Origin of the sequence: Nonomuraea rosea, assembly GCF_039539705.1 — a bacterium.
Lineage (GTDB): Bacteria > Actinomycetota > Actinomycetes > Streptosporangiales > Streptosporangiaceae > Nonomuraea > Nonomuraea rosea.
The window spans coordinates 94,636-110,867 of the sequence record NZ_BAABDQ010000025.1; the positions used below are offsets into that span (position 1 = coordinate 94,636).

At 72.3% G+C, this 16,232-nt stretch carries 10 protein-coding genes; 8 read left to right on the forward strand and 2 right to left on the reverse strand.

Annotated features, from left to right (window positions below; all coding sequences use genetic code 11):
* Positions 1 to 182: 182 nt before the first annotated feature.
* Positions 183 to 3,737, reverse strand: coding sequence for a pullulanase-type alpha-1,6-glucosidase (pulA, locus tag ABEA43_RS42320; RefSeq protein WP_345571197.1), 3,555 nt, complete (start codon positions 3,735 to 3,737; stop codon positions 183 to 185).
* Between the two features lie 193 nt (positions 3,738 to 3,930).
* On the opposite strand from pulA, the gene ABEA43_RS42325 reads away from it, so the two are divergent.
* From ABEA43_RS42325 to ABEA43_RS42345, 5 genes are all read left to right on the forward strand, one after another.
* Positions 3,931 to 5,220: an extracellular solute-binding protein gene (locus ABEA43_RS42325; protein WP_345571199.1), complete on the forward strand. Its 1,290-nt coding sequence runs from the start codon at positions 3,931 to 3,933 to the stop codon at positions 5,218 to 5,220.
* A gap of 3 nt (positions 5,221 to 5,223) precedes the next feature.
* Positions 5,224 to 6,225: a carbohydrate ABC transporter permease gene (locus ABEA43_RS42330; protein ID WP_345571201.1), complete on the forward strand. Its 1,002-nt coding sequence runs from the start codon at positions 5,224 to 5,226 to the stop codon at positions 6,223 to 6,225.
* The gene (locus tag ABEA43_RS42335; protein ID WP_345571204.1) at positions 6,222 to 7,073 is read left to right on the forward strand and encodes a sugar ABC transporter permease; all 852 of its coding nucleotides are present in this window, start codon (positions 6,222 to 6,224) and stop codon (positions 7,071 to 7,073) included. The genes ABEA43_RS42330 and ABEA43_RS42335 overlap by 4 nt, the downstream gene beginning before the upstream one ends.
* Positions 7,074 to 7,186: 113 nt before the next feature.
* Positions 7,187 to 9,460 (forward strand): hypothetical protein, encoded by a 2,274-nt coding sequence (locus tag ABEA43_RS42340; RefSeq protein WP_345571206.1) that lies wholly within the window; start codon positions 7,187 to 7,189, stop codon positions 9,458 to 9,460.
* Between the two features lie 141 nt (positions 9,461 to 9,601).
* The gene (locus ABEA43_RS42345; RefSeq protein WP_345571208.1) at positions 9,602 to 9,838 is read left to right on the forward strand and encodes a hypothetical protein; all 237 of its coding nucleotides are present in this window, start codon (positions 9,602 to 9,604) and stop codon (positions 9,836 to 9,838) included.
* On the opposite strand, the gene ABEA43_RS42350 is transcribed toward ABEA43_RS42345, so the two are convergent.
* Complete coding sequence (locus ABEA43_RS42350; protein WP_345571210.1) at positions 9,789 to 10,040, reverse strand: hypothetical protein; 252 nt, start codon at positions 10,038 to 10,040, stop codon at positions 9,789 to 9,791. The two genes, ABEA43_RS42345 and ABEA43_RS42350, sit on opposite strands and share 50 nt — an antisense overlap.
* A gap of 130 nt (positions 10,041 to 10,170) precedes the next feature.
* On the opposite strand from ABEA43_RS42350, the gene ABEA43_RS42355 reads away from it, so the two are divergent.
* The 3 genes from ABEA43_RS42355 (at position 10,171) to ABEA43_RS42365 (ending at position 16,174) form a co-directional block, all read left to right on the forward strand.
* Positions 10,171 to 13,569 carry a phosphodiester glycosidase family protein gene (locus ABEA43_RS42355; RefSeq protein WP_345571211.1) on the forward strand — a complete coding sequence of 1,133 codons (3,399 nt, stop codon included), beginning with the start codon at positions 10,171 to 10,173 and terminating at the stop codon, positions 13,567 to 13,569.
* A gap of 146 nt (positions 13,570 to 13,715) precedes the next feature.
* Positions 13,716 to 14,870, forward strand: coding sequence for an amidohydrolase family protein (locus tag ABEA43_RS42360; RefSeq protein ID WP_345571212.1), 1,155 nt, complete (start codon positions 13,716 to 13,718; stop codon positions 14,868 to 14,870).
* A complete protein-coding gene (locus ABEA43_RS42365) occupies positions 14,867 to 16,174 on the forward strand; it encodes a M20 metallopeptidase family protein (RefSeq protein WP_345571213.1) in 1,308 nt (435 codons plus the stop codon). Before ABEA43_RS42360 ends, ABEA43_RS42365 begins: the two co-directional genes overlap by 4 nt.
* Positions 16,175 to 16,232 lie beyond the last annotated feature (58 nt).

Genomic DNA, 16,232 nt, shown 5'->3' on the forward strand with positions numbered 1-16,232 from the left:
CAACGCCAGTGATGGGGCGTCATCATGGTTATGTTCCCCATGCGTGCCCATACGAACAGCCATGGCCGTACAAACCCGGCATGGTTGTGCGGCGCGGGCCGAGAACGCAGAGGACGGCTACGGGCGGACGAACGATCGGCTGAGGACGGCCACGTGACGTACGAACGATCGGTTGAAGATCGCTACGTGCGGACGAAGACGGCCACCGTGCGGGCCGGGACGGTCAGGGTGCCGGTGGCGGGTTCGAACGCCGACCCGCGCACGATCGGGTCGCCCGACCCCGCCTGTACGGGATGCAGCGCCACCGCCCGCCCCGCCAGCGACTCCATCACCTGCGCCTGCGTGTACGGCGTGGCGTTGAAGACGACGGTCACCGACCCCCAGCGCGCGTCGAGGCCCGTGGTGTCCACGTGCATGGCGATCACCCCCTCGGCCGAGGCGGGGAACGACAGCCGCTCCAGCACCTCGGCCGCCGACCCCAGCGCGAACGCCGGCGTCGAGGACCTGATCCGCAGCAGGTCCCCGAAGAGGCCCCGGGCCGCGTTGATCGCCGGGCAGTCCGGCCGCAGGCTCGCGTCCGCCAGCAGCGGCCCGGCGTACGGCCACCTGGCCTCGTTGCCGGCCTTGGGCGGCAGGCCCGCGCCGAACCCGTTGCCCGCCGCGCAGTCCCACAGCAGCCGGTTGAACCAGTCGCCGGAGTCGTAGGAGTTGCGGTCGAAGGACTTCGAGCGCAGCCGCTCGCTGCCCGCGTGCACGAACGCCACGCCCTGCGACAGCAGCACCGTGGCCAGCGACAACGCCTGCATGCGCACCCGGTCCGCCATGGACGTCGCCGGCGCCAGCTTGTAGGCCAGCGCGTCGAACAGCGTCTCGTTGTCGTGCGCGTCCACATACGTGACGACCTCGCCGGGCGCGGCGGTGTAGCCGGCGGGCGAGCCGTTGTAGTCGATCTCCGAGCCCTTCCTCCCGGACGGCAGCACGTAGTCGCGCAGGTTGCCGGTCAGCCCGAGCCTGATCAGGTCGCTGTACCCGGCCAGCCGGGCGCGCTGCTGCTCGGGCGAGCCGTTGGCGGGGGAGCCGTTGGGCGCGCCCGCCAGCCCGGAGCCGAAGCCCTGCACCCGCGGATCCGGGTCGAACGGGCCACCGCCGCGCACCGCGTCCCGCAGCCGGTCGCTGAACGTGCCGATGCCGGTCCCCGCCAGGTTCGCCTGCGTGGCCTGCTCGAACCTGGCGTTCCCGGCCACCTCCCCGAAGTTCCAGCCCTCGCCGTACAGGATGATCGAGGTGCCGTCCACGCCGTCCTCGGCGAGGGTCAGCGCGTCCAGGGCGTGGCGGACGGCGAGGAGGTTCGCCTTGGGATGGTGGCCCATGAGGTCGAAGCGGAAGCCGTCGATCTTGTACTGCCGTGCCCAGGTGACGACCGAGTCGACGATCAGCTTGCCCATCATGGTGTGCTCGGGGGCGGTGTTGGCGCAGCAGGTGGAGGTGGCCACGGTGCCGTCGTCGAGCAGCCGGTGGTAGTAGCCGGGCACGATGGGGTCGAGCACGCCGGTGGAGTGCGTGTGGTTGTAGACCACGTCCATCACCACGCGCAGCCCGGCCCGGCCGAGCGCGGCGACCATGCCGCGAAACTCCTTGATCCGGTCGTCCGGCCCGGTCGCGTACGAGCCTTCGGGCACCGTGTAGTGCAGCGGGTCGTAGCCCCAGTTGAAGGAGTCCGTGGCGGCCGTCGCCAGCACGTGCTCCTGCTGCAGGCCGGAGTCGGCGGGCAGGGCGGCCAGGTCGCCGGCCGGTTCGGTCCTGTCCGCCCGGCGCTCGGGGACCGTGGCGAAGTCGAACACCGGCAGCAGGTGCACGTGCGTCAGCCCGTCCGCGGCGAGCGCGCGCAGCTCCCGCATCCCGTCGGGGTCAGGCCCGGTGCCGGGGGCCGTGCAGAAGGCGGCGTACGTGCCGCGCAGCTCTTCCGGCACGCTCGCGTCTGAAGCGGAGAAGTCGCGTACGTGCAGCTCATAGATGCACGCCTGATGCTGCGGGACGGCCGCCGGCTTGGCCAGGCCGTCCCAGCCGGGCGGCTTGAGCGCCGCGTCGTCCAGGCTCACCAGCCTGCTGCGCACCCCGTCCGCGGTCACGTCCAGGCTGTACGGGTCGGTGACCTCGTTTGTGACGATCGCCCCGGCCTGGGGGGAGTAGACGGTGACGAGGTAGGTGTATTCGCGGCCCAGCCACTCCGGCGCGCCCTGGACGGACCAGACGCCGGTCTCGTCGTCGCGGCGCATCGCGTGCACCTCGGGCCCGGCCGCGCCGTCGTCGTACAGGGCCAGTTCGACCTTGTGCGCCGTCGGCGCCCACAGCGACAGCGTGGGGGCCGGATGCCCGTACGGGCCGAGCACGGCGGTGGCGGCCCCGGCGTACAGGTCGTCGAGCACCCCGGGGATCTGCACCCCCGTCGCCGCCAGCAGCACTCCGTCGGCGGTCCGCTCCACGGCCACCACCTGACCGCGCAGCGCCTCCCGCACGAGGCCGGCGTCGCGCGGATCCACCCGCAGCGCCGTCCAGGCCGCCAGGTGCGGCCACGCGCGCCGCTGCTCATCGCTCAGCGCCCCCGCCGCCAGCCGGATGATCCGCAGGTCGCCGGTCAGGTACCCCTTCTCGCAGGCGATCCCGCCCACGGCGCTGAAGGCGAGGGAGTGCGCCAGGGACGGGTCCACCCGCCAGGCGACCGTGTCGCGGTCGAGCCAGACGGCCCGGGCCCTGGTCAGGTCGGCGTCCGCGCCCATGGCGGACGGCTGCGGCAGCAGCAGGGCCTGGGTGGCGCCCAGCCGCCAGATCTCGTGGCCCGCCCGCGCCACGTCCAGTGTCTGGTCCTCCGGCAGGTCCTTGTCGTCGCCGTCGTGGATGACGTACCTCAGGCTCTTCGCCCCCTCGGCGAGTGGCACCCTGAACACGGCCCCGAAGCCGTCGGTGCCCACCGGCCGCAGGGGAGAGGCCCAGTCCGTCGGCTCGGCCGCGCCGCCCCACACGTGCAGTCCCCAGCGGTCATGGTTCCCGTCCGGGCGGCGGTAATGCAGGACGACCGCGTTCTCGGCCGCGGCCCTGGTCGCGTGGACCGCCGCGAAGCCCGAGCTCACGTACGCCTCGGGCTGCACGGCCGGGGTGAACCGCTGGTCGCGGCCGGGGTCCTTCTCGTCGCCGCGATGGATGACGAAGCTCAGCGAGTCCGCGGCGTTGCGCAGCGGCACGTTCCAGTAGGCGCCGAAGCCGTCGGCGCCGTCCGGCGGGCGCGGGCTCGTCCAGCCGGTCGCCGCGCCGCCGGCGAGCGCGCCGCCCCACACGTGCAGACCCCATCCGTCGTACGCCCCGTCGGGCCGGTGGTAGTGGACCGTGGCCGTGCCCTCGGCGGCGGCCCGCGACGTGAACGTGTCCGTCTTGCCTCCGGCCAGCCAGATCTCGCCGTTCCGCGCCGGATCGACCAGGTGGTCGCCGCCGTCCTTCTCGTTCCCCTTGTGCGCCAGCACGCCGGCGACGACGGCTCCCGGCTTGAGCCTGATCCAGGCGAACCCGCCGTACGCGTCCCGGCCCTGTGGCTCCAGCGGCGCGCTCCACTCTGTGGGGCTCTCGACGTCGCCCCACACGTGCAGGCCCCAGCCGCGGGGGTCGGCCCGCCGGTCGTGCACGACCAGCCAGTCGCGCCGGATCGCCGCCGGCTCCGGGGCTTCGTGCCCTGCCGAGTTCTCCACTTCTGCCTTGTACGCGATTTTCGTCCCGGCGGCCAGCCCCACGGCAGTACTCGATCTTTGCAAGATATTTCAGAAACCAGGCCGTCTAAATGTAACGACTTGCAGAAGCCTGCCGTCCCCATCTACCCGAGCGCGTCTCCTCGGCGTAACGTCCGGCTTACTCCGACCTCCGGTGAACTGTGAGGAGATGGACATGCGACGACTTTTACCGGCCGCAGCGGTCGTTGCGGCGCTCACCCTGGCGACCTCGGCCTGTGGCGGCGGTGACGGCGGCACGGCCGCGTCGGCGCCTCCCGCCTCCGATCCGTCGAAGATCACCGGCGAGGTGACGTGGTGGGACACGACCCGTCCGGACAGCGAGGGGCCGACGTTCCAGGCATTGATCAAGCAGTTCGAGACGGCGTACCCGGGCATCAAGGTCAAATACGTGAACGTGCCCTCCGACCAGGCGCAGAACCAGTTCCAGACGGCGGCGCAGGCCGGGTCGGGAGCGCCGGACGTGATCCGGTCGGAGGTGGCGTGGACCTCGCAGTTCGCGTCGCTGGGTTACCTGCAGCCCTTGGACGGGACACGGGCGGTGGACCGGCAGGAGGACTTCCTGGCGGGCCCCTTGAGCAGCACGAAGTTCGGCGGCAAGACCTATGCGGTGCCTCAGGTGACCGACACGCTGGCGCTGATCTACAACAAGCGGCTGCTGAAGGAGGCCGGTCACGACGAGGCGCCGAAGACGGTCGAGGAGCTGAAGCAGACGGCGCTGGACGTGAAGGCGAAGACGGGGGCGGCCGGGCTGGCGCTGAACGTGGACTCGTACTTCCTGCTGCCCTTCATGTACGGCGAGGGCGGCGACCTCCTGGACGTGGCGAACAAGAAGATCGTGGTGAACTCCCCGGCCAACGTGAAGGCGATGCAGACGGTCACGGACCTGATCGGCTCGGGCGCGGCCCCCAAGCCGGCGACGACGGAGAGCTACGCCAACGCCATGACGGCCCTGAAAGAGGGCAAGGCGGCGATGATCTACAACGGGCCGTGGGCGCTGTCGGAGATCTACCAGGGCAAGGAGTTCAAGGACAAGGCGAACCTGGGCATCGCGCCCGTCCCGGCCGGCTCGGTGAAGGCCGCGGCCCCGACCGGCGGCTGGAACCTGGCCATCTACGCCGGCTCGAAGAACATCCCGGCCGCGTACGAGTTCGTCCGCTTCATGACCACCGTCGAAGCCCAGGCCAAGATCGCCAAGGAGATCAGCCTGCTGCCGACCCGCACGTCGGCCTACGCCAATCCGGACGTGCAGGGCAACGCGGACGTCGCGGTGTTCAAGCCCATCATGGACACGGCGGTGCCCCGGCCGTGGATCCCCGAGGGCGGGCAGCTCTTCCAGCCGCTGCTGGAGGGCTACCAGTCGCTCGTCGGCGGCAAGGCCGCCCCCGCGGACATGCTCGTGAAGGTCGATGAGCAGTACCGCGGGATCATGAAGGACTGGAGCTGACCGGTGGCGGTCTCCACCGGCTCCACCGGGGCGCGGGCCGCGGGCGAGTCCGCCCGCGGCCGGAGCCGCCGCCACGACCGGCCAGGACGGTTGCGGCGGTCGGCGTCCAGGCACTGGTACGCGTGGGTGATGATCGCGCCCGTCGTGGTCGTGATGCTGGTGCTGATCGGCTGGCCGCTGGCGCGCGGGGTGTACCTGTCGCTGACGGACGCGAACGAGGCGAACATCGGCAGGACCATCGGCGTCAACGTCGTCCCGGCCAGTTACGAGTTCGTCGGCCTGGACAACTACCTCCAGATCCTGACCAGCAGCCTGTTCTGGGACAAGCTGGTGTGGACGGTGATCTGGACGGTCGTCTGCGTGGCCGCGCACTACGGGATCGGGCTGGGCCTGGCCGTGATGCTGAACCGCAAGCTACGGCTGCGCTCCCTCTACCGGGTGCTGCTGATCCTGCCGTGGGCGGTGCCGGCGTTCGTGGCCGCGTTCATCTGGCGCTACCTGTACAACAGCGACTACGGCGTGATCAACGGCTTCCTCAAGGTCGCCGGGCTCGACGGCGTCGGCTGGCTGGACGAGCCGCTCACGGCCAAGATCGCGGTGATCGTGGTGAACGTCTGGCTCGGGGTGCCGTTCATGATGGTCGCCCTGCTCGGCGGCCTGCAGTCGATCCCCGCCGAGCTGTACGAGGCCGCCGAGGTGGACGGCGCGTCACCCTGGCAGCGCTTCAAGGCGATCACGCTGCCGGGGCTGCGCCAGGTGTCGAGCACGGTGGTGCTGCTGGGCACGATCTGGACGTTCAACATGTTCCCCATCATTTTCCTGATCACCAGGGGCGGCCCTGGCAGCGAGACCGAGATCCTGGTCACCTACGCCTTCCGTGAGGCGTTCACCGGGATCCGCAACTACTCGGGCTCGGCCGCCTGGGGCGTGATCATTCTGCTGATGCTGGTGGTCCTCGCGGTCGGCTACCGGCGTACCCTGCGCAGTCAAGGAGATCCCTGGTGACCCCCACGGCCCGGCGGCGCGGCGAGCGCGGCCCACTGGCCTCCGTAGGACTGCACGCCGGACTGCTGCTGGCGGTGGCCATTTCGCTGTTCCCGATCGTCTGGCTGGTGCTGACCTCGCTCAAGCCGCGCGACGGCTGGCTGTCGGCCGAGCTGACCTTCTTCGACCAGCCGTCGCTGGACAACTACGCCCGGGTGCTGAGCGCCACCGCGTTCCCCCGATGGCTGCTCAACAGCCTGCTGGCGGCCGGGCTGACCATGGTGCTGGGCGTGTTCCTGGCCGCCACCACCGGGTACGCGGTCTCCCGGTTCCGCTTTCCCGGGCATCGGGGGGTGATGTGGCTGCTGCTGATCACCCAGATGTTCCCGGTGGCCATCCTGATCGTGCCGCTGTACAACCTGATGGCCGGCCTGGGCCTGCTCAACCAGATCCCGGGCCTGGTGATCGCGTACATGACGATCGCGGTGCCGTTCTGCGCGTGGATGATGAAGAGCTACTTCGACACCGTCCCGATCGAGATCGACCAGGCCGGGATGGTCGACGGGCTGACCCCGTTCGGCACCTTCTGGCGGGTGGTGCTGCCGCTGGCCAGGCCGGGGATCGCGGTGACCGCGTTCTACTGCTTCATGACGGCGTGGGGCGAGGTCGGGTACGCCACCGTGTTCATGACCGGCGACGAGCAGCGCACGCTGGGCGCGGGGCTGCAGCAGTTCATCGGCCAGCACTGGTCCGACTGGGGGCTGATGACCGCGTCCGCGGTGCTCATCGCCATCCCGGCGGGCGCGGTGTTCCTGCTGGTCCAGCGGCACCTCGTCACCGGGCTCACGGCCGGCGCCACGAAGGCGTAGGCCCCCTCCCGGTGCCTGCGAGCCGATGAGCAGAGCGGGCGCCTATGTGGCACTCGCTTGAGTAACCAATTAGTCACTGTACGTGACAGTGGCTCCGGCGGGATCATGGCCGCATGGACGGATTCCTGGATGAGACCTGCGGAGGCGTGACCGAGCTGCGCGTGCACGGAGTCTCCGGGACGCCGCCCGCGGGCACGCTCAACCACCCCCATCCCCGGCTCGTCGCAGGCGACGGCACCACCGGGTTCTACCGGCGCTGGTGGGCGGGCGGCCGGCCGGCGGGCGACCACCCGGACGTGCCAAACGCCCGCCGCCGGGAGGCGTACGCGTGGGGCGGGCTCACCTCCGGCGGCAGGACGATCGCGCTGTGGCTGCTCCTGCTGCCGTTCTCGCTGGCGAACCTGGCCTACTTCATGCTGCCCAGACCCCGTGGCGGCAGGCGGCTGCGGCACGTGACGGAGGGGGCGCAACGGCTGTTCGCGCTGCTGCTCACCGGTACCCTCGTCGGCGCGGTCACCAGGGCCAGCGTCGATCTGGTCGGCTGGCAGTGCACCGCCGCAGGACGGGCCTGCACCCACGACGGGGCGCCCGCCTGGGTGCGCTGGCTGGGCACGCTGTGGGGCGATGAGCCGTCGAAGCGGCTGGCCGTCACCTCGCTCGTACCGCTGCTGCTCGTCGTCCTGCTCTGGTGGATCGCGCGGCGCACCTGGCGAAGGGACGAGCGGACGGTCGTCCCGCCGCCCGGCGCATCGGGCGGCGGGCGTGCCCTCGAACTGGCCGGCCCGCTGCTGGCCCGGGCGCGGCTCTGGCACGGCGGCGCGCCGGTGTGGCGGCTGCGCGTCGTGCACGTCGCCTTCTCGATCGCGGCCATCGGGCTCGCCGTGTCCGCGCCGTTCGCGGGCACCGCGGCCGGGCTCGCGCTGACCGTGGCCAACGCGGGCGTGCAGCTCGCCGCCGCGGTGCTCGTCGTGCTGCCGTGGATCGCCAGGCGGCTGGACCCGCACTCCGGCGATCGGATCCCCGCCTGGCTCACCCTGGCGTGCCATGCTCTGCGGGTGGCCGCCCCGGTGGTGTTCCTGGCCACGTTCTGGAGTGCGCTGTCCGGCATGTCGCCCGGCGGGGCGGGGAGGCCGCTCGGCGCGGTGGCCCGGCAGCTTCCCGGCGTCGGGATTGGAGCGTTCCAGTTCGCGCTCACCCTCGCGCTCGGGCTGTTCATCCTCGTCACGACCTGCCTGCTCGCCCGGATGGACCGGACGCGGGGCGAGCCGGGCGCGCCGCGGGCGATGGGCGGCGTCGCCGCCTGGTTCGTGCTCATGATCGCCGCAGGCAGCGCGAACGTGCTGGCGCTCGGCGTGCTGTTCTGGACCGCCACGTTCTTCGGCGTCCCGGGCACCTCGGCCACGCCAGGGCCGCCGGAGCGCAGGCTCTTCCTCGACGACCCCGTCTGGTGGACGGCGGCCCTGGTGCCGGTGCTGGTGGCCGGGCTCCTCGCCGTCGCGCTCGTCCTCAACCTCATCAGGCGCGCGAAGGCCCGCGCGCTCGCCCCCGACCTGGCGCCCTTCTACGGCGAGCGCGACGCCGCCACGGTGGCGCGCACGTGGGCGTTCGCCTCGCTCACCGACCGCGCCGGGCTCGTGCTGGCGGTGCTCACCGGCATCGGCGTGGCCGGGTTCGCCGTGGTGACCGTGATCTACCAGCTCCGGCTGTACACCCCCGACGGAGGCGTCGCCGGGCTGCTCGCCTCGCTCGGGAGCTGGGCCATGACCGCGGTCATCGTCGCCCTGGCGCTGCTCGGCCGCCGCACCTACCGCGATCCCCGGCTGCGCAGGACCGTCGGGATCCTGTGGGACGTCGCCACCTTCTGGCCCAGGGCCATCCACCCGCTGTCCCCGCCCTGCTACACCGAGCGCGTCATCCCCGAGCTGGTCGCCCGCGTCGGCAAGCTGGCCGGGACCGAGCGGGACGAGGTCGTGCTCTCCGGGCACAGCCAGGGCAGCGTCATCGTGGCCGCCCTGGTGCCGCAGCTCGGGCCCGAGCTGCGGGCCCGCGTGCGGCTGCTCACCCACGGCTCGCCGCTGCGCCGCCTGTACGCCGCCTACTTCCCCGCCTACTTCGGCGCCCCCGGGCTCGGGGCGGTCCGCGAGTCGGTGCCCTGGTACAACCTCTACCGGCTGAGCGACCCCATCGGCGGGCCCGTGTTCGGCCGGGTGGATCCGCTCGCCCTCGGGCCCGAGCGCGAGGACGGCGTGGACCGGTTCTGCTGGGACCCGATCAGGCCCGGCCCGGGAGAGCCGCTGCCCGAGGCGCGCTGGCACTCCGACTACTGGCTCGAACCGGCCTACGACGAGGCGCTGACCCGCTTGATCACGATCGAGCCCGCCGCCTGAGCGTCCCCGGGGGTAGGGTTTCGGCGTCCTGTGCTGCGCGCCACGTCCGGATGGGGGCCGACGGTGAGGTGGGTGCTGCTACTCCTGGTGACGACCGCTCTGTGAGGGGCGGCTCCGGCCAGCGCTCAGACCGTTGGGCGGGTGGCCGGTGCGGCTCCGGCCAGCGCTCAGACCGGCGCGCTGCTCGGATCGTGGCGGCGCGACCCGCTCGGACCGCCCGCCGCGGTGGCCGCGACCACCGCCGCCGTGCTCGTCGGCGACCTGCTCACCGGGACGACGCTGCAGTTCGACAGCCTGATGGGCTACACGGCCGTGGTCGGCGGCGCTACTACGGGCTGGCCGCGCTGCTCGTGGCGGGCAAGCGGGTCTCGGTGCTGAAGCTGGCCGGGTTCTGCGTGCTCGGCGGCGTCGCGGTGTCCGTCATCGCGGTGCTCGACCACCTGCGGCCGCCCGCGTCGCAGACGCACCTGGGCAGGTTCGTGGGGCAGGTGATCGACGGGACGTTCCTGCCCATGATCGGGCGCAAGCTGGGCGCGATGCTCAACACCATGCTCTCCCCGAACCTCATGCCCATCGTCATCGCGGGCCTGGCCTTCCTGGTCTTCGCCGTGCTGCGGCCGGGGCAGCGCGGAAACCGCCCCGATCTGAAATTTTCTTTTAGTTCACTCTTAAGTCTTGAAAGTTATATCCACGAGCGATTGAGTTCGGTCGTGCAGACCCTCCGAATGCTGGCCGCCGCGGCGCTGGTGTTAGGCCCCCTGGCCCTGACCACGCCCGCCCAGGCAGATCCCGCACCTCCCGCAGAGGACGCGCTCGAAGCGTCGTCCTATCCGCCGCCCTCCACGCTGCTCGCCCCCGCCGCCACGGCCGGCCAGCCGCGGCTGGAGACGGCGAAGAGGACCCGGCCGGTCGCGCCGGGCATCTCGCTGACCTCGTTCGACACCTATGACGCGCTCGGCTGGCTGCGCGCCGACGCCGTCACGGCCGAGCTCGGCGGGGTGAAGGCCGACTACGTGTACTCCGGCGAGGTGTCCAAGACCGAGCCGCTGTCCGGCCCCGCCAAGCGCTCCCACGCCGTCGCCGCCGTCAACGGCGACTTCTTCGACATCAACAGCTCCGGCGCCGCCCAGGGCATCGGCGTCCAGGACGGCACGCTGGTGCAGTCGCCGGTCGCCGGGCACGAGAACGCGGTCGCGATCACCGGTGACGGCGTCGGCCGCGTGCTCAAGATGTACTTCGAGGGCACCGCCACGCCGGCCGGCGGCGCGCCGATCGCGCTCACCCAGTTCAACCAGATCGTGCAGGGCGGCGGCGTCGGCCTGTTCACGCCGCTGTGGGGCTCCTACAACCGGGCCCGCGCCGTCGAGGGCGCCGCGTCCGTCGCCGAGGTCGTCCTGGTGGACGGCGTCGTCTCCGAGGTACGCACCGCGGCGGGCACCGGCCCGATCCCCGCGGGCACCACGATCCTGCTGGGCCGCGACGCGGGCGCCACCGCGCTGTCCGCGCTGAAGGCCGGCGACCGGGTGGACGTGAAGTACCAGCCGAAGCCGTCGGACGGCAGCGCGGTCAAGGCGGCCGTCGGTGGCAACTGGGTGCTGCTCAAGGACGGCGTCGTGCAGAACTCCGCCGATCCGGCCGCGCACCCGCGTACCGCCGTGGGGTTCTCCGCCGACGGCAGGAAGATGTACCTGCTGACCGTGGACGGCCGTCAGGCCGACAGCCGCGGCGTCACGCTCAACGAGCTGGCCGCCATGATGGCCGACCTCGGCGCGGCCAACGCGCTCAACCTCGACGGCGGCGGCTCCTCCACCATGCTCGCCCGCGAGCCCGGCTCCGCCGACGTCCAGGTGGAGAACAGCCCCTCCGACGGCGGCGAGCGGCACGTGCCCAACGGCCTGGCGCTCTACGCGCCGGAGGGCAGCGGCAAGCTCAAGGGCTTCTGGCTGGAGACCGCCGGCGACCCGGCCAAGGCGCCCGGCGGCGGGCCCGTCTCCGGTGGCCGCCCCGACCGCGTCTTCCCCGGCCTCACCAGGCGGCTGACCGCCGCCGGATACGACGAGACGTACGGCCCCGCGGCCGGCACGCCGTCCTGGCGGGCCACCCCGGCGGTGCACGGCGTCATCCGCGACGGGAAGTTCCACGCGCTGCTGCCCGGCCAGACCACCGTCACCGCCTCGCGCGGCGCGGCCAAGGGCACCCTCGGCCTCACCGTCCTGCAGCCCCTGGAGCGGCTCGGCGCCACCGCCGACCGGCTCGGCATGGCGGGCGCGGACGGCGTGGCCACGTTCGGCGTGGTCGGCTACGACCGCAACGGCAACTCCGCGCCCATCGAGCCCGGCGACCTCACGCTCGACTACGACAAGAACCTGTTCGAGGTGACCGCGGCCGAGAACGGCTACTTCACCGTCAAGGCCAGGCAGGCCACCGGGTCCGGGCTGATCACCGCCAAGGCCGGCAAGTTCAGCACCGCCGTGCCGGTGACCGTCGGGTTCGAGGACAAGCCGGTCGCCGGCTTCGAGGACGCGGCGAAGTGGACGTTCGCCGCCGCCCGCGCCACCGGCTCGCTGTCGGCCGCGCCCGGCCAGAGCGGCGGCGGGCTCAAGCTGTCGTACGACTTCACCACCTCGACCGCCACCCGGGCCGCCTACGCGAGCCCGCCGCAGCAGATCGTGGTGGACGGGCAGCCGCAGGCGTTCGGGCTCTGGATCAACTCCACCGGCAAGGGCGAATGGCCGAGCCTGGAGTTCTACGACGCGCTCGGGCAGTCGCAGATCCTGCGCGGGCCGTACATGACGTGGACCGGCTGGAAGTACGTCGAGTTCACCGTGCCGCCCGGCGTCAACTACCCGCTCAAGCTCCGGCGCTTCTACGTGGCCGAGACCAAGGCGGACGTCAAGTACACCAACGAGATCCTCATCGACGGCCTGGTCGCCAAGGTGCCGCCGTCCGTCGAGGCCCCCGCCGTGCCCAAGGTCGCCGACCCGGTGGTCAAGGCGGAGGTGTCCGCGATGCCGTGGCGGTTCGCGGTCATGTCGGACGCGCAGTTCGTGGCCAGGGAGCCGGACAGCGACATCGTCAAGAACGCGCGCCGCACGCTGCGCGAGATCAAGGCGGCGAAGCCGGACTTCCTGCTGATCAACGGCGACCTGGTGGACGAGGCCTCGCCGGAGGACTTCGCGCTGGCCAAGCGGATCCTGGACGAAGAACTCGGCGGAACGCTTAAATATCACTACATTCCGGGCAACCATGAGGTCATGGGCGGCAAGATCGACAACTTCCAGGCCGTCTTCGGCGGCACGTACGGGACCTTCGACCACAAGGGCACCCGGTTCATCACCCTGGACACCTCGCGCCTGAACCTCAGGGGCGGCGGCTACGACCAGGTCGCCCTCCTGCGCGCGCAGCTCGACGCCGCCGCGAAGGACGCCTCGATCGGCTCGGTCGCGGTGCTGTTCCACGTGCCGCCGCGCGACCCGACGCCGGGCAAGGGCAGCCAGCTCGGCGACCGCAAGGAGGCGGCGCTGGTGGAGGACTGGCTGGCGGACTTCCAGCGCACCACCGGCAAGGGCGCCGCCTACATCGGGGCGCACGTCGGGACCTTCCACGCCGCGCGCGTGGACGCGGTGCCGTACTTCATCAACGGCAACTCCGGCAAGAACCCCGCCACCGCCGCGGACGACGGCGGGTTCACCGGATGGTCGCTGTGGGGCGTGGACCCGGTGACGAAGACCGAGGCCGAGCACGTCCGGCGCAACTGGTTCGCGGACGCGCCGACCTGGATCGGCACGCAGGTGCGCCCGCACGTGGACGACCTCACGCTCACGGCCCCGGCCACGATCGCGGTCGGCACGCCCGCCACGGTGACGGCCTCGGTCAAGCAGGGCAGCAGGACGGTGCCCGCCGCGTACCCGGTCTCGGTGACCTGGTCCGGCTCGCCGAACCTGCACGTCGGCACCCGGCAGACGGCCAAGCGGTGGCACGTCGCCGTCCTCGACCCCGAGACGGGCACGCTGACGGCGTTGCGCGCGGGCCAGGTGACGGTCGCGGCCACGGTCAGCGGCGTGACCGAGCAGGCGACGGTGGCGCTCACCGCCAAGGCCGCCGCCTGACCGCACGGATTCCGGGCCCCGCTGGACGATGATCGTCCCGCGGGGCCCCTTCTGTCCGACGGGTGTTCATCCGGGCCGGTCGTGGGCAAGGTGATCGGGAGAACCGTACGCAGGGCCTGCCGGCGGCCCCGCAGGAGGAGCCGCCCATGTCCATCGAGCTCGAACTGGTGCCCACCGATCTCATGCGGGCGATCGACGAGCTGCCCCTGGTGGACCACCATGTGCACGGGGCCTCCTCTCGCGACCTGTCGCGCAGGGCGTTCGAGGAGTCGATCACCGAGTCGGACCGGCCGGTGCCGGAGTGGATGACCCAGTTCGACTCGCAGGCCGGCTACGCGATCCTGCGCCACTGCGCGCCCGTGCTCGGGCTGGAGCCGTTCTGCGCGCCCGAGGAATATCTGGCCAGGCGGGCCAGGCTCGGCGCCGACGAGGTCAACAGCCGGCTGCTCGCGGCCGCCGGCATCGGGCACTTCCTCGTCGAGACCGGCTACCGCGGCGAGGAGATCCTGGGGCCGTCCGGGATGGCGGAGCTGGCCGGCGTGCCCGCCGACGAGGTGGTGCGCCTGGAGACGGTGGCTGAGGAGGTCGCCGCCTCGGGATGCGACGCGGACGCGTTCGCCGGGCGGTTCGCGCGGGCGCTGGAGGAGCGCACCCGGACGGCGCGCGGGCTCAAGAGCATCGCCGCCTACCGGTGCGGCCTCGACTTCGACCCCGAGCCGCCGCCGGCCTGGGAGGTCGCGCAGGCGGCCGGCCGCTGGCTCGGCGCGGGCGGCGGGCGGCTGTCGGATCCCGTGCTGGTGCGGCACCTGATCTGGGCCGGCATCGAACGGGGGCTGCCGCTGCAGTTCCACATCGGGTACGGCGACCCCGACGTGGACCTGCGCCGCTCCGACCCGCTGCTGCTGCGCGGGCTGATCGAGCTGGCCGAGCCGGCCGGGGTGCCGCTGATGCTGCTGCACTGCTACCCGTACCAGCGGCACGCCGGCTACCTCGCGCACGCCTATCCGAACGTCTACTTCGACGTGGGGCTGGGTGTGAGCTACACCGGGGCGCGCAGCGCGGCGCTGGTGGCGGAGAGCCTGGAGGTCGCGCCGTTCGCGAAGATCCTCTTCTCGTCCGACGCGTGGGGTCCCGCCGAGCTGCACCATCTCGGGGCGCTGCTGTGGCGGCGGGCGATGGCGCGGGTGCTGGGGGAGTTCGTGGCCGAGGGGGAATGGTCGATGGCACAGGCGATACGGGTGGTCTCGATGGTGGGCGCCGAGAACGCCGTCCGCGTCTACGATCTGGGGGCCGGCGCGTGAGCGAGGAGTTCCTGGAGACGACTCTGCGCGCGGCACTGCGGCTGGAGCTGCGCGCGGCCGAAGCCCTGCGGCGCGAGCTGCACGCCCTGCCGCGCGTGTCCGGCGACGAGGGGCCCACGCTCAAGCGCGTGCTCGACGCCCTGCCGGACGGGATGGTGGAGCACGTGGCGGGTACGGGCGCGGTGGTGCGCCTCGGCGGGCCAGGACCGGCGGTGGCGGTGCGCGGCGAGCTCGACGCGCTGCCGATCGTCGAGCGTACGGGGGTGGAGTGGGCGTCGGTCAACGGGGCCATGCACGCCTGCGGGCACGACGTCCACCTGGCCGCGGTGGTCGCGCTCGCCAGAGCCTACGCCAGGACCGCGGCCCAGGCCGCCGCTCAAGACTCCGCTCAAGATGCTGGCCGGCTCCCGGATGAGGGCGCCGGCCGGGCGCCCTCGTCCGGGGAGGCCGCCGGCGCGATGTGGGCGGGGCCGCCGCTGCTCGTGGTGCTGCAGCCGCGCGAGGAGGGCTTCCCGTCCGGGGCGCACGACATCGTCACCTCGGGCGTGCTCGAACGCCATCACGTACGCGCCATGATCGGCGCCCACGTGCAGCCCGTGCTGGCCGAGGGCGTCATGTCCTGCACGCCGGGCGCGGTGAACGCCTCCTCCGACGAGTTCAGAGTGACCGTCAAGGGGTCGGAGGGGCATGCCGCGTACCCGCATCTCACCCGTGACCCGGTGGTGGCCATGGCGCAGGTGATCGTGGCCGCGCAGCAGCTCGTCAGCAGGGCCGCCGATCCCATGGTCCCCACGGTGGTCACGTTCGGGACGGTCAACGCGGGGACCGCGCCCAACGCCATCCCGGGCGAGGCGGTGGCCAGGGGCACGCTGCGGACCATGTCGGCGAGCTGGCGGGAGGAGCTGCACCACCGGTTCACGCAGGTGACGGAGGACATGGCCAGGGCGCACGGGTGCGTGGCCGAGGTGGCGATCCTGCCGGGGGAGCCGGTGCTGGCCAACGACGCGGTGCTGGCCGTACGGGCTGGGGAACGGCTGCGGGAGCAGGGCTGGACGGTGACCGAGGAGCTGCGCTCGTGCGGGGCCGACGACTTCGCCCACTACGGGAACGTGGCGCCGTCGCTGATGATGTTCGTCGGCGTGGACACGGCGGCGGGGCTGCACAGCCCCGAGTTCCTGCCCGACGACGCCAGCGTGGGAGCCGTCGCGGAGGCGTTGCTCGCGGGGTATCTGGGGGCGTCGCCGAGCACGGGCGGGATGCTGGCCTCCAGCAGCCGCACCAGCGCCTCCTCCGGGAACGGGTGAGCCGCGCCGGCCCGTGCTCGGCTTCAGGTCGGAACGGGTGAGCCGCGTCGGCCCGTGC

What these genes read in the sequence shown, in the direction of transcription:
- ABEA43_RS42325 (WP_345571199.1), top strand. Translation starts at nt 3,931, where the DNA reads ATGCGACGACTTTTACCGGCCGCAGCGGTCGTTGCGGCGCTCACCCTG.
- ABEA43_RS42340 (WP_345571206.1), top strand. Translation starts at nt 7,187, where the DNA reads ATGGACGGATTCCTGGATGAGACCTGCGGAGGCGTGACCGAGCTGCGC.
- ABEA43_RS42350 (WP_345571210.1), bottom strand. Translation starts at nt 10,040, where the DNA reads ATGACGATGGGCATGAGGTTCGGGGAGAGCATGGTGTTGAGCATCGCG.
- ABEA43_RS42360 (WP_345571212.1), top strand. Translation starts at nt 13,716, where the DNA reads ATGTCCATCGAGCTCGAACTGGTGCCCACCGATCTCATGCGGGCGATC.